We start from the raw sequence: 11,968 nt of genomic DNA, 5'->3' as shown, positions 1-11,968 counted from the left end.
CCGCCGCCGCCGCCGCCGTAGCCGCCGCCACCGCCGTAGCCGCCACGATCGCCGTAGCCGCCGCGATCACCGCCGCCGAAGCCGCCGCCGCCGCTGCGGCGCGGTTGGGGCGCGCCCTTTTCGGTGACGACGATCTGCGTCGCCGCCAGCTTGCCCGAGCGCCGATCCTGCTCGAGTTCGTACTCGACCTTGTCGCCTTCATCGAGGCTGTCGAGACCGGCCTGGTTCAGGGCCGAGATGTGAATGAAGACGTCAGATCCGCCATCGTCCGGTTGAACGAAGCCAAAACCCTTAGCCGTGTTGAACCACTTTACCGTGCCGCTCGCCATATCGTCGAAACCTACAGAGATAGAAGTCCCACGCCGCCCATGAAGCGGCGCCCGGCTAATCGCCCTGACGAGCCGTGAGACAAGTTGTAGCGGTGGTTTTTGCGCAAGACCAGCGGTCGTGACACGGGTTCGCAAACGGACTATGGCAGCGACCCTTTCGCCACAGCCGCGCCGAGGCCCCTCTTGCAGAGCATTTGCGTCTTTTGCGGCTCCTCGCCGGGGACCGATCCGCGCTTCATGGACGAGGCGGTCCGCTGCGGAACCGAGATCGCACGCGCCGGCCTGACCATGGTCTACGGCGGCGGCAAGGTGGGCCTGATGGGGGCCACGGCCGACGCCTGCCTGGCCGCCGGCGGGCGGGTGGTGGGTGTGATGCCCGAGGACCTGGTCAACCAGGAGATTGCGCACAAAGGCCTCTCGGAGCTGCACGTCGTGACGTCGATGCACGAGCGCAAGCTGAGGATGGCTGACCTGTCGGACGGCTTCCTCTGCCTGCCCGGCGGCCCCGGCACCTTCGAGGAGATCTTCGAGCAGTGGACCTGGGCCTTGCTGGGCATCCACCACAAGCCGTGCGGCTTTGTGAACGTCGCCGGCTACTACGACATGATGCGCCAGACGATCCAGCACATGGCGGACAACGGCTTCATCGGCCAGGCCTATGTCGACATGCTGGTCTACGCGGACACGACGCCAGAGCTTCTGAAGGCCTTCCGCAGCTACGTGGCGCCGCCGCCCAAGTGGAGCACCAACAAACCCTAGAGCCGGTACACCTTGGTCGCCGTGCCCGAGAACAGCGCGGTCTTCTCGGCCGCTGAAGCGCCCTTGGCGATGTGCTTGAAGGCGTTCCAGAGCGTGGCGTAGCTGCAGCTGCCCATATCGACCGGGAAGTTGCTTTCGAACATGCAGCGGTCCGCGCCGAACGCCTCGATGCAGGTTTCGATGTAGGGCCCCCACTCCTTCGCGAGCTGGGTCGACGGCGCCCGCGGTTCGGCCAGGAAGGACGGGAAGTTGCAGAAGGCCATGGCGAGGCCCCCCAGCTTCACCACTACGTTGGGGGACTTGGCCAACTCCTGGATGTTGGCTTTCCAGCCCGGGAAGCGCTCGGGCAGCTTGCCCGTGTAGCTGGCGCGGCCCAGCGGCGTGCCCACATGGTCCAGCACGATGGTGGTGTCCGGGAAGGCGCGGGCCAGGTCGATGACGTCGGGAAGCTGCGGCTCCAGCAGCCAGGCGTCGAACGAAAGGCCCAGCGGCGCCAGGCGCTTGAAGCCCTCGCGGAACTTCGCATCGCGATAGAGGCCTTCCTCAACGCGGTTCAGCGGGCCCAGCACATCCTTGTCGGCATTCCACGAGGCGCTGTTGCGGATGCCGCGGAACCGCCCGCCACCCGCCTTGATGTGGTTCTCCAGCACCGGCGCCACGCCGTCGCCGAGCAGAAGATCGGCGCGGCCGACGATGCCGGCGCAGGCGCGGAAGTCGCCGTAGAGGCCGCTCGCGCTCATGGCCGCCACGCCGTTGACGAACTCGGTCTCGCCGATGGGACGCAGCTCCACCGGGCCATCAGCCTTGTAGAAAGCGCCGCACTCCACGAACACCGTCGAGATCACGTTGTGGCCGCTGTCGGTGTCGGCGATCAGCTCGTCGAGCAGGTAGCGCGCCGCCGGCTTGATGGCGGTCATGAATGGATGCTCGGGCCCCGCCGCCGGTGCGGCGGGCCGGACCCACAGGTGGTGATGCGGATCGACGATCGGCAGCTCGGGTTCGAGGATGGCTTCCGGCAAGACGTTCGCTCCCGCGCTTTCTTCTGGTTGGGGGCAAGCTAGAGGCGGCCGGCGCGAGGCTCAACCGCCGAACGTCTTGCGGATGCGGGCGTAGAGGATCTGGTCGAAATGGAAGTTGCGGTCCGACAGCGTCGCCGGCCCGCGCCCATCCGGATCACGCAGGCCCTCGAAGGTGGTGGTGGACTGCCGATAGCCGCGCCGGGTGATGTTCTCCCATTCCACCCGGACCTGGACGTCGCGCCTGGGCCGCCACTCGACGTAGGTCATCAGGAACGGGTCGAGCTTGTAGGTGTCGGTCTGGTTGAAGCGGTAGAGCGTGTTCTGGTAGCCGCCGTAGAGCTCGACGCCCCAGGTCAGGTTGCGGGCCGGAAGGTCCTGGGTGAGCTTCAGCTCCCACTCGATCGGCCGCTGAGCCGAGATCCGACGGGTGGTGAGGGTGGTCGGGTCCTCCACCCTCGACCAGCGGCGCGTCACGACCCCCTTCAACAGCCCGCGCGGCAGGCCCAGGCGATCAAGCGGCGCGGTGAGCTGAACCTCGAGCGTGTCGCGCGAGCCGTCGCCGATGTTGGCGGGTCGGTCGAAGACGCCCGTTGGCGTGAACACCGGCCCGCGGTCGACGACCCCCTCGATCTCGGCGTGCGTCGCCGTCACCACCAGGGCTCCGCGACCCCAAAAGCCCTGCTCGAACGCGGCTTCGGCGATCCACGCGCGCTCGGGCTCCAGGTCCGGGTTGCCGGCCGTGACGCCGGTGGCGCTGTTGAGCTTCCCCTGGGCGACGAAGGCGTCGAAGTCGAGCTGGCCGACCTGGCGTTCGCCGCGCAGCCGCACCTGGGTGGCGGTGCGAGGAGACCAGACCAGGAGCAGGCGGGGTTTCAGGTAGCCCAGGGTCTTCTCGAGCCGCACGTCGCGCGTCGCCGAAATCGTCGAGCGTTCGTAGCGGAGCTGCCCATCCAGGCTCCAGGTGGGCGAAAGGCGCCAGCTGGCCTTGGCGAAGGCTTCGGTCCGCCGTTCGTGCACCCGGACATTGGCCGCCGGCAGGGGCACGTCCACGCCGTCCGCCTCGAACGACGACCGGCTGCGCAGGCGGTTGTCCGCCACCTCGGCGCCGAGCTCGCCGGACAGGGCGGAACCCCAGTCCTGCTTGAGGACCGCGCGGGCGATGGTTTCACGGGTCGTGCGGTCCAGGGCGAACACGTCGCGCCGGCCGCCGGCGGCTGAGACCCCGACCAGGTCGATGCCGTTGGTCTGAAGGAGCCCGACGAGCTCGAGCTTGGTGCGCTCGGCCAGCCGGCGGCTATAGTTGGCCCCCACCTCGCGGATCCGGTCCGCCGTGAGTTCGTCGTAGGCCGACGCGGCGCCGCTGATCACGTCGACGTCGTCTTCCTCGAACTTGACGCGGTCGTTGTAGATGAAGGTGTTCACCCGCAGCTTGCCGCCGGCGAGTGGCGTCTCGACGGCGCCGGTAAGCTGGCGCAGCGGTCCGTCGTCCTCGGTGTCGATCCGCGTGCGCGCGCCGGGCCCGGCCGACGTGCCCGACTGTCCGACACCCTGGCCCAGCAGGCCGATGAACCCGCGACCGTAGAGGCCGGAAAGCTCCCACCTGTAGGTCGCGCCGCCCGAAGCCTCGAACTTGAGAGCGCCGACATGGCGGCCGTCGCCCGGGTCGAAGCCCTCGGCCTCCACCTGGCCGCGCAGCGACTGCTCTGTCTTGAGGACGACGTTGGCGATGACCGCCTTGCCCTGCATGTCGATGCCGGGAGCTCCGCCGCGGATGACGTCGATGCGCTCGACGCGGCCGGCGGGGATGCGGGTCAGGATCTGCTCCAGATTGTCGGTCTTGGACGCCGGCCGGCGGCCGTCCACCAGCACATTGCCCGCCGATCCCTCGAAGCCCCGCGCGGCGCTGCCGAGGTCCAGCAGGAAGCCGGGCACCCGCGAGAGCATCTCCTGGGCGTTCGCCGGCGCCTGCGCGGCGAAAAAGGCCGGCGGATAGCTGATGACGCCATCCGCCGGCGCGGCGGCGACGATCGCCTGTGCGAGGATCAGGCCGATCATTCGCCGCTCCAGGTTCCAGCCAGCGCGTTGACGCCGCGCGGCGCCCCCGCCTTGGCCTGGTCGCCAAGACGCCAGTCGGCGGGGCAGGGGCCCAGGGCCTGGAAGCGGCGCACCTGGCGCGCAACGCCCTCGGGTCCGCCGTCCACGGTCCGCACGGCGAAGGCCACGGTGAAGTCTCGCGCCGGATCGCCGGTGCGGGTGGCCGTGACGCCGAACCGGCGGCCGTTTAGTTCGCAGCGCACGGCGAACAGGCCGGGCTTCTCGACACGGTCCTTCAGCGGCAGGCAGGTTTGGCCGTTCACCTCGGCGTCGGCGCGGGCGAAGCCGTCGACCAGGTTGCGGTCGGCGCAGACCTTGAGCGCGGCGATGGCGTGGCCCTCGGCGTCGAAGGCGGTGACCTGCCAGAGCCGCGGCGGATCGACGGCCGCTTGCGCCTGGACCAGCCGGGTCTCGGCGCGGGGTGGGGCGCAGCCGGCCAATCCGGATCCCATCGGGACGAGCAGGAGCGCGGGCGCGAGCCATCGCGCCCGGAAGAGCGTGTCCAACACGTGGATCTCCTGAGATGGTGGCTAGGCGGCGCCTAGCGGTCGGGTGTTTCGGCCGGGGGCTTGGGCGGCAGGCTGACCAGCATCACCGAGGTGACCGGCTGGTGCTGCTGGCGCTGCCAGAGGTCCACCAGTTCGCCTGGGCGCGGGGCCGGCGGCTGCAGGTTCCAGGCGGCGATCACCGCGCCGGCCACCGCGGTGGCGACAAGGGCGGCGCCCAGGAAGGCGTCGTGGCGCGGCGCGACCCGCAGCTGGCCCACCCGCACCTCCAGCGGGTGCAGGCCGGCGGCGGGCCAGTAGCAGCCGAAGGGCAGGGGCTGGGCGGCGAGCTGGGTCTTCAGCAGGGTCTTCGCATAGAGCGCGCGGTCGTGCGGGCGGCGGCGCAGGACGGCGGCGTCGCAAGCCAGTTCCTGGTCCAGGCGCATCAGGTGGGCGGCCACGTGGACCAGCGGGTTGAACCAGCACAGCGCCTGCAGCAGCGCGGCGGCGGCGCCGGCGCGGGGATCGCAGCGGGCCACGTGCTCGCGCTCATGGGCGCGGATCAGGGCGCGCTCCTCGGCGGTGTAGGCGCCGTCATCGGCGGGCATGACGACCCGGGGCGTGACCACCCCCACCACGGCCGGGCCGGCGCGGCCGCGGCGGACCTCGTCCATGAACCGGCCCTGGGCGCGAGCCAGGCCGGCCACGACCAGCAGGCATCCCAGGCCCCAGAGTGCCAGGCCGGGCGCGGAGATGTCGGTCAGGGCGGCGGCGAAGGCGTGCACCTGCGGAGCGTCGTCCTCGACCCGGGCCGGCAGCAGCGAGGCCAGGGCCGCTAGCGGCGGGGCGGCCCAGAGCCCGTAGGCAACCTCGGGTCCGAACACCCGGCGCGCGGGCAAGCGCAGCGCCATCACGGCCAGCACCCCGATCGCCAGCACAAGGTTCGCACGCAGCAGGGCGGCCAGGACTTCACTTGTCATCGGCTTCCAACTCCGCGATCAGCGTCTTGAGGCGCGCCACCTCGGCGGCCGAGAGGTCCCGGTGGCGGGCGTAGTGGGCGACCAGCGGCGCGACCTGGCCGCCGAACAGCCGGTCCAGCAGGCCCTGGCTCTCGCCGGTGACGTAGTCCTCGCGGGTGACCAGCGCCTTGTAGATCGCCCGGCCGCCCACGCGCTCGGACTTGAGGGCCTTCTTCTTCAGCAGCCGGTTGATCAGCGTCTTCACCGTGGCCTCGCCCCATTCCTGCGCCGGGCCCACCGCCTGGACGATCTCCTCGGCCGTCAGCGGGCCGCGGGTCCAGAGGGCTTCCATCACATGGCTCTCGGCGCTGGAAATCTTCGACATCTTACATCCGTAACTTGATGACAGATTACGATCGTAAATCGCGCTGTCAAGCGGGTCTCGAGGATGCAGTCGGCGCGGCGGCGAGGGCGGATTTATGGCCGCGGTTGGCCTGGTCTCGTCAGGGGCGGATGGCGTCCACGGAGGCTGCGGCGAAGCCCCCGCCGGTGGGGCGGCGGCCGCCCTTGGCGTCTCGGCGCTTCAGCAGTTCGATGCGCACTTCCAGCGGATGCGCGCCGCGGGGCGCCCAGTAGCAGCCGAAGGGCAGGGGCGTGTGCGCGAGTTGGGTCTTCAGCAAGGTGCGGGCGTACAGCGCGCGGGCGTGCGGTCGGCTGCGCACCACCGCGGCGTCGCAGGCCAGTTCTTGGTCAAGCCGCAGCAAATGGGCGGCCAGGTGGACCAATGGGTTGAACCAGCACAGGCTCTGGAAGAAGGCGGCCACGGCGGCGGCGCGCGGGTCCTTGCGGGCCACGTGTTCGCGCTCGTGGGCGCGGATCAAAGCGCGCTCCTCGGCCGTGTAGCGTCCGTCGTCGGCCGGCATGACGATCAGGGGCGAGATGAACCCGACCACCGCGGGCCCGCCCCGCCCGGCGCGGACCTCGGCCAGGAACCGGGCCTGGGCCACCGCGAAGACCGTGGCGACCGCGACGGCGCCCAGCGCCCAGAGCGTCGCGGAGATCGCCAGGACGGACGGGCTCAGGGCGAAGATCGCCGGGTTCTCGTGCGGCCGCGCCACTTCGACGACCAGGGTCAAGAACGCGGCCATCAGCGGCGCGCCCCACAGGTGGTAGGCCGCCGCGGGACCAAACGCCGTGCGGGCCGGGATCCGCAGCGCTGCGACCGCACCGATGACGGCGGCGGCGACCAAGTTGGCCTTCAGGACGGCGATGGCGAGCGTCGCGGCCGGATAGCCGCCGAACACCACGTAAAACGGCTCAGTCATCGTCGGTCTCGAGCTTCTCGATCAGCTTCTTCAGGCGCGTGACCTCGTCGGCCGACAGGGCGCGGTGGCGGGCGTAATGTGCGACGAGCGGGGCGATCTGGCCCCCGAACAGCCGGTCCAACAGACCCTGGCTTTCACCCGTGACGTACTCCTCGCGCGTAATCAGCGGCTGGTAGAGCGCGCGGCCGCCGGACCGCTCGGACTTCAGCGCCTTCTTCTTCAGTAGGCGATTGATCAGCGTCTTGACCGTCGCCTCGCCCCATTCCTGCTCGGGGCCGACCGTCTGGACGATCTCCTCGGCCGTAAGCGCCCCCCGCGTCCAGAGGGCCTCCATGATGTGGCTTTCGGCGCCGGAGATCTTCGACATCTTACATCCGTAGCTTCGAGGGGACGTTACGCGTGTAAACTGGAGTGTCAAGCACGTGGCTAGGCGTGACGCGCGCCAGCTTCCATAGTCACCTGAGTCCCGGGGGGCATGACATGGCGGACGCGACGGCGGGCGGAGGCGCGGCCGACCACCACCCGAAGGTGGGGATGCTGGGCGCGGCGGCGCTGGTGGCCGGCTCGATGATCGGCTCGGGCGTCTACCTGCTGCCCGCCTCCATGGGCGCCATCGGCTCGATCTCGATCCTGGGCTGGTTGGTGGCGACCTTCGCCGCATTGGCGATCTCGGGCGTGTTCGTGTGGTTGTCGGCCGAAGTGGTCGGGGCCGAGGGCGTTCCTAGCTATGTGCGCGCCGGACTCGGGCCCTTCGCCGGGGCGCAGGCCGCGGTGCTGTTCTGGACCTCGTGCTGGGCGGGGGCCGTGGCCATCGCGCTGGCGGCCGCGGGGGCCGCGGGCTTCCTGATCCCGGCCCTGGCCGAACCGGCCGCGCGGCTCGTGGTCACCATAGTGATCATCTGGGGCGCGGTGGGGCTGTGCTGGGCCGGCCCGCGCGTCGTGGCGCGCACCGAGGGGCTCACCCTCGGCCTGGGACTGTTGCCGGTGATCCTGGCGGCGACCGCCGGCTGGTTCTTCTTCAAGTCGGATGTGTTCATCGCCTCGTGGAATCCGACGAACCAGCCGCTCGACAAGGCCGTCGGCGCCTCGGCGCTGAACGCCTTTTGGGCCTTCCTGGGCATGGAGTGCGCGGCGGCCGCGGCCGGCGTCGTGCGCGATCCCACCCGCAACGTGCCGCGGGCCACCAGCCTGGGCGTTCTGGGCGCGGCGGCGCTCTACATCTCGGCCACCTCAGCGATCATGGGCATCCTGCCCGCCGAAGCGCTCGCGAAGTCGGATGCTCCGTTCGGCGACGCGGCCCGCGCCGCGCTGGGCGCGGCGATCGGCGCGGCCATCGCGGCCTGCGCCTTCCTGCGGACGGCCGGCTGCGTGACGGCCTGGACCCTCGTGGTGGCCGAGACCACACGCGGCGCGGCGGACGAGGGGCTGTTCCCCAGGGTCTTCCGCACCCGGCCGGGCGAGCGGGCCTCCGCGGTCAGCCTGCTGGTGGGCGGCGGCCTGATGACCCTCTTCGCGATCGCCACCGAGAACCCCAGCCTGGCGAAGCAGTTCTCGACCATCATCAACGCCTGCTCGCTGCTGTCGCTCTACACGTACACGCTCGCCGCCCTGTCCCTGGCGCGGATCGCGCTGCAGTTCACGCCTGGCCGCCGCGCATTGGCTCTCGCCAATGCTGGCGCCGCCGTGGCCTTCGCGGTGCTGCTGGTGTCCGGAGCCAAGCCGATCGAACTGGGGCTGTCGGTCGTTCCCATCCCCCTGGCGGCGCTGCTGTATCTTTGGGTGCGCCGCCGCTAAAAGCAGCGCTCGCGAAGCGGAGGGCCAGAATGCTGCCGGTCGAACTCTATCGGGGCGAGGACGCGCTGCGGAACGACCGCGCCCAGGTGCTGCGGCGGACCTGGCAGTTTGTCGGCCACGAGAGCATGGCGCCCAACGCCGGCGACTACCTAGCCGATGTCGTAGGCGGCGCGCCCGTGGTCGTGGTGCGCCAGGCCAACGGCGAGCTGGCCGGCTTCCACAATGTGTGTCGCCATCGGGCCGGCGCCCTCGTGGCGGACGGGCAGGGGAACTGCGGCGAGGCCTTCACCTGCCGCTACCACGGCTGGCGCTACGCCCTGGACGGCCGGCTACGCAACGCGGTCGACTTCGGCAAGCTGCCGGGCTTCGACCCCCGCGAGTACGGACTGTTCCCGGTGAGGCTGGAGACCTGGCGCGGGCTGGTGTTTGTGAACCTGGACATGGCCGCCCAGCCGTTGGCTGAGCTGATGGCGCCCCTGGGCCGCCGCTGGGCCGAGGGGCAGGAGGCTTTTCCGCTCGTCGAGCGCCGGACGCACACGATCCGCTGCAACTGGAAGGCCTATGTCGAGAACTACCTCGAGGGCTATCACATCAAGGTCGTGCACCCGGAGTTCGACAGTGACGTGGTGGTCGCCGAGTACCGCACCGAGATCGACGGCGAGGTGATCTTCGCCCACGCCCCGGCGCGCGACGCCTCGATCTACGGCGGCGTCTGGGCCTGGCTGTGGCCCAACCTGGCGATCAACGTCTACAGGCACGGCTACATGGTGGAGCGGATGACGGCGACGGGACCCGCGGAAACGCGGCTGGACTACTTCTACTTCTTCGACCCAGCCCAGGCCGACGCCCTGCCGGGGATGTTCGAGTTCTCAGACCTCGTCACCGCCCAGGACCTGCAGGTCTGCGAGGAGGTTCAGCGCAACCTGGAAGCCGGCGTCTACCAGGGCGGCGTCCTGTCGCCGAAGCATGAGCGGGGCGTCGCGTGGTTCCAGGACCGGATCGCCCAGTCGCTGGGCCTGCCGCAACCGCCGAAGCTGGCGGCCGTCGGATGAGCGACGATCTCGCCGAGCGCCGGATCGCCGTGGTGCGCGAGCACATGGCGCTGGAAGTCACCCATGACTGGGACGGTGTCATCGCCACCTTCCAGCATCCCCGCTACGAAATGCACGGCGGCGGCGCAGTGTTCGATGGCGAAGAGGCCGTGCGCCGCTACTTCGCCGCCTCGCGCACCCCGTTCCCGGACCAGGGTAACGAGATCATCGCCATCGCCCACGACGGCGACACGGTGCTGGTGGAGTTCTGGCTGACCGGCACGCACCTCGGGCCGCTGCGGTTGCCGACGGGTACGGTCGAGGCGACCGGGAAATCCTTCCGCGTCCGTATGGCGGCGGGCTTCGAGTTCGCGCCGGGCTCCGACCGGATCGTGTGCGAGCGGCCCTATTTCGACCAGGGCGCGGTGAGCCGGGCGCTCGGCTTGGCCTGACAGTCGGGAACCACGGGCCGCCCGGCTGTGCTATGCTGGAGACAGCAACACGGAGCCTGCCGATGAAGCTCTCCGACGAGGATCGTGATCGCCTCGCCCTGCACACCGCCTTCGCCGTGCATCAGATCTCCCGCTGGATCGCCACGCGGGACGACGTGCCCAAGGACATCCGCGACCGTCTGCGCGGCCATATCAGCGCGCTGGAAGGCGTGATGGTCACCAGCGGTCACGACTGGATCCGCGAGGAGATGGAGGCGACCGAGCAGGCGCTCCACGCCTGACGCCGCCATCCGTTCCGGCGCGACGCCAGCGCGCGCATGCTGGAGCTTCCCGGGACTGAACCGGGAGTTCCATCGATGCGCCGTGTCCTTGTCCTCGCCGCCACCGTCGCCCTGATGGGGGCCGGTGAGGCGCCGATCCCCTATCCCGACGGCTTCCGCGCCTGGACCCATGTGTCCAGCGGCGTGATCGGCCCGACCAACCCTGCCGCGCCGAAGTACGAGGGCCTGCACGCGGTCTACGCCAATCCGGCGGCGCTGGAGGGCTATCGTAGCGGCGCGTGGCCCGACGGCGCGGTGATCGTCTTCGACCAGTGGACGTCGGCGAAGGCTGGTCCCGACGCGACCGGCCAAGGCGAGCGCAAGTTCATCGACGTGATGGTGCGCGACAGCCGCCGCTACGCCGCCACCGGCGGCTGGGGGTACACCGAGTTCGCCGGCGCGGGCCGCGAGCGGGCCGTGGAGATCGAGAAGAACATGGCCAGCGCGTGCAGCGCCTGTCACGCCAAGAGCGCGCCGGGCGGCGACCACGTCTTCACGACGTTCAAGGACTAGCCGCTACTCCGCCGCGACGCGCGCTTCGGTCGGCATCCGGGAGCGGTGATAGGGCCGGTCGCCGAGGATGGTGGCGCGGTTCATCACCCGGCGGGCCGGCAGGTAGTCGTTGACCGCATAGTGCTGGGTCACGCGGTTGTCCCAGAAGGCCACGGCGTTGTCGCTCCAGCGCCAGCGGACCTGGAACTCGGGCTTGGTAACGTGCTCGAACAGCATGCCCAGGATCGCGTCGCTTTCCTTGCGGCGGAGGCCCTTGATCCGCTCGGTGAAGCCGAAGTTGACGAACAGGCCGTCCTCGCCGGTCTCCGGGTGGGTGCGGACCACGGGGTGCAGGACCGGCGGATGCTCGGCCATGGCCTGGGCGTGCTTCTCGGCGCCGGCGGCGTTGGCGACGATGCCCCGCTGCGGGAAGCCGCGGGCGAAGTCGTGGACGGCGTCCAGGCCCGACAGGAATTCGCGGAACGTCGGCGAGAGCGCCTCGTAGGCCGCCTTCATATTGGCCCAGATCGTGTCGCCCCCGTTCGGCGGCAGGCTCTTGGCGTAGAGGATCGAGCCCATGGGCGGGGTCTCGATGAAGGTGACGTCGGTGTGCCAGGCGTCGTTGTCGGTGGGGTTGCCGGCGTGGTTGTCGAGGATGAACAGCTCGGGCGCCTCGGGCACGCCGGGATAGAGCGGGTGGGTGTGCAGCGCGCCGAACCGGGCGGCGAAGTCGCGGTGCTGGACCGGCGTCATGTGCTGGTCCTCGAAGAAGATCACCTGGTGCTGCAGCAGCGCCTGGCGCAGCGCCTCGGCCAGGTCGGCCGACACGCCCTGGCTCAGGTCCACGCCCTCGACGACGGCGCCGATGGTGGGCGTGAGCGGTCTGACCTGCATGGCGATCTCCTTCGC

The 11,968-nt window shown here is 70.3% G+C and carries 14 protein-coding genes and 1 pseudogene; 6 read left to right on the top strand and 9 right to left on the bottom strand.

The genetic code is table 11. The features are described 5' to 3' along the window. Window positions 1-131: 131 nt before the first annotated feature. Window positions 132-329: pseudogene (locus ACODSY_RS20530) on the bottom strand (cold-shock protein); the annotation flags it as partial. A gap of 183 nt (window positions 330-512) precedes the next feature. Between ACODSY_RS20530 and ACODSY_RS20525 the strand changes: the two are divergent. Continuing rightward, the gene (locus tag ACODSY_RS20525; protein WP_488953746.1) at window positions 513-1,088 is read left to right on the top strand and encodes an LOG family protein; all 576 of its coding nucleotides are present in this window, start codon (window positions 513-515) and stop codon (window positions 1,086-1,088) included. On the opposite strand, the gene ACODSY_RS20520 is transcribed toward ACODSY_RS20525, so the two are convergent. The 7 genes from ACODSY_RS20520 to ACODSY_RS20490 form a co-directional block, all read right to left on the bottom strand. Beyond that, window positions 1,085-2,107: an amidohydrolase family protein gene (locus ACODSY_RS20520; protein WP_488953745.1), complete on the bottom strand. Its 1,023-nt coding sequence runs from the start codon at window positions 2,105-2,107 to the stop codon at window positions 1,085-1,087. The genes ACODSY_RS20525 and ACODSY_RS20520 overlap by 4 nt on opposite strands. 60 nt (window positions 2,108-2,167) lie before the next feature. Then, window positions 2,168-4,162, bottom strand: coding sequence for a TonB-dependent receptor plug domain-containing protein (locus ACODSY_RS20515; protein WP_488953744.1), 1,995 nt, complete (start codon window positions 4,160-4,162; stop codon window positions 2,168-2,170). Next, window positions 4,159-4,710, bottom strand: a complete 552-nt coding sequence (locus tag ACODSY_RS20510) for a hypothetical protein (RefSeq protein ID WP_488953743.1) — start codon at window positions 4,708-4,710, stop codon at window positions 4,159-4,161. Before ACODSY_RS20510 ends, ACODSY_RS20515 begins: the two co-directional genes overlap by 4 nt. A 32-nt stretch (window positions 4,711-4,742) precedes the next feature. Then, window positions 4,743-5,666 (bottom strand): M56 family metallopeptidase, encoded by a 924-nt coding sequence (locus ACODSY_RS20505; protein WP_488953742.1) that lies wholly within the window; start codon window positions 5,664-5,666, stop codon window positions 4,743-4,745. Then, window positions 5,656-6,030, bottom strand: coding sequence for a BlaI/MecI/CopY family transcriptional regulator (locus ACODSY_RS20500; protein WP_488953741.1), 375 nt, complete (start codon window positions 6,028-6,030; stop codon window positions 5,656-5,658). The genes ACODSY_RS20505 and ACODSY_RS20500 overlap by 11 nt, the downstream gene beginning before the upstream one ends. Window positions 6,031-6,148: 118 nt before the next feature. Next, the gene (locus ACODSY_RS20495; protein WP_488953740.1) at window positions 6,149-6,970 is read right to left on the bottom strand and encodes a M56 family metallopeptidase; all 822 of its coding nucleotides are present in this window, start codon (window positions 6,968-6,970) and stop codon (window positions 6,149-6,151) included. Further along, on the bottom strand, window positions 6,963-7,337 hold the full coding sequence (locus ACODSY_RS20490; RefSeq protein ID WP_488953739.1) for a BlaI/MecI/CopY family transcriptional regulator: 375 nt from the start codon (window positions 7,335-7,337) through the stop codon (window positions 6,963-6,965). The genes ACODSY_RS20495 and ACODSY_RS20490 overlap by 8 nt, the downstream gene beginning before the upstream one ends. A gap of 113 nt (window positions 7,338-7,450) precedes the next feature. Between ACODSY_RS20490 and ACODSY_RS20485 the strand changes: the two genes are divergently transcribed. From ACODSY_RS20485 to ACODSY_RS20465, 5 genes are all read left to right on the top strand, one after another. Further along, window positions 7,451-8,764 (top strand): amino acid permease, encoded by a 1,314-nt coding sequence (locus tag ACODSY_RS20485; protein ID WP_488953738.1) that lies wholly within the window; start codon window positions 7,451-7,453, stop codon window positions 8,762-8,764. Between the two features lie 29 nt (window positions 8,765-8,793). After that, window positions 8,794-9,816 (top strand): aromatic ring-hydroxylating oxygenase subunit alpha, encoded by a 1,023-nt coding sequence (locus tag ACODSY_RS20480; protein ID WP_488953737.1) that lies wholly within the window; start codon window positions 8,794-8,796, stop codon window positions 9,814-9,816. Beyond that, entirely contained in the window at window positions 9,813-10,247 is a 435-nt protein-coding gene (locus ACODSY_RS20475) for an ester cyclase (protein ID WP_488953736.1), read from the top strand. The genes ACODSY_RS20480 and ACODSY_RS20475 overlap by 4 nt, the downstream gene beginning before the upstream one ends. 62 nt (window positions 10,248-10,309) lie before the next feature. Next, window positions 10,310-10,528 (top strand): hypothetical protein, encoded by a 219-nt coding sequence (locus tag ACODSY_RS20470; RefSeq protein ID WP_488953735.1) that lies wholly within the window; start codon window positions 10,310-10,312, stop codon window positions 10,526-10,528. 75 nt (window positions 10,529-10,603) lie between these two features. After that, on the top strand, window positions 10,604-11,080 hold the full coding sequence (locus tag ACODSY_RS20465) for a cytochrome P460 family protein (RefSeq protein ID WP_488953734.1): 477 nt from the start codon (window positions 10,604-10,606) through the stop codon (window positions 11,078-11,080). 3 nt (window positions 11,081-11,083) lie between these two features. On the opposite strand, the gene tauD is transcribed toward ACODSY_RS20465, so the two are convergent. After that, window positions 11,084-11,953 carry a taurine dioxygenase gene (tauD, locus tag ACODSY_RS20460; RefSeq protein ID WP_488953733.1) on the bottom strand — a complete coding sequence of 290 codons (870 nt, stop codon included), beginning with the start codon at window positions 11,951-11,953 and terminating at the stop codon, window positions 11,084-11,086. Between the last annotated feature and the right edge of the window lie 15 nt (window positions 11,954-11,968).

The sequence above is a fragment of the Phenylobacterium sp. FG114 genome, from assembly GCF_057809855.1.
The sequence above is the reverse complement of the archived record's forward strand: the minus strand, read 5'-3'. Positions and strand labels throughout refer to the sequence as shown.

Bases quoted from the DNA above. Each gene is read 5' to 3' on its own strand.
- tauD (WP_488953733.1), bottom strand. From the start codon at position 11,953: ATGCAGGTCAGACCGCTCACGCCCACCATCGGCGCCGTCGTCGAGGGC.
- ACODSY_RS20480 (WP_488953737.1), top strand. From the start codon at position 8,794: ATGCTGCCGGTCGAACTCTATCGGGGCGAGGACGCGCTGCGGAACGAC.
- ACODSY_RS20495 (WP_488953740.1), bottom strand. From the start codon at position 6,970: ATGACTGAGCCGTTTTACGTGGTGTTCGGCGGCTATCCGGCCGCGACG.
- ACODSY_RS20485 (WP_488953738.1), top strand. From the start codon at position 7,451: ATGGCGGACGCGACGGCGGGCGGAGGCGCGGCCGACCACCACCCGAAG.
- ACODSY_RS20490 (WP_488953739.1), bottom strand. From the start codon at position 7,337: ATGTCGAAGATCTCCGGCGCCGAAAGCCACATCATGGAGGCCCTCTGG.
- ACODSY_RS20470 (WP_488953735.1), top strand. From the start codon at position 10,310: ATGAAGCTCTCCGACGAGGATCGTGATCGCCTCGCCCTGCACACCGCC.
- ACODSY_RS20500 (WP_488953741.1), bottom strand. From the start codon at position 6,030: ATGTCGAAGATTTCCAGCGCCGAGAGCCATGTGATGGAAGCCCTCTGG.
- ACODSY_RS20465 (WP_488953734.1), top strand. From the start codon at position 10,604: ATGCGCCGTGTCCTTGTCCTCGCCGCCACCGTCGCCCTGATGGGGGCC.
- ACODSY_RS20505 (WP_488953742.1), bottom strand. From the start codon at position 5,666: ATGACAAGTGAAGTCCTGGCCGCCCTGCTGCGTGCGAACCTTGTGCTG.
- ACODSY_RS20515 (WP_488953744.1), bottom strand. From the start codon at position 4,162: ATGATCGGCCTGATCCTCGCACAGGCGATCGTCGCCGCCGCGCCGGCG.
- ACODSY_RS20475 (WP_488953736.1), top strand. From the start codon at position 9,813: ATGAGCGACGATCTCGCCGAGCGCCGGATCGCCGTGGTGCGCGAGCAC.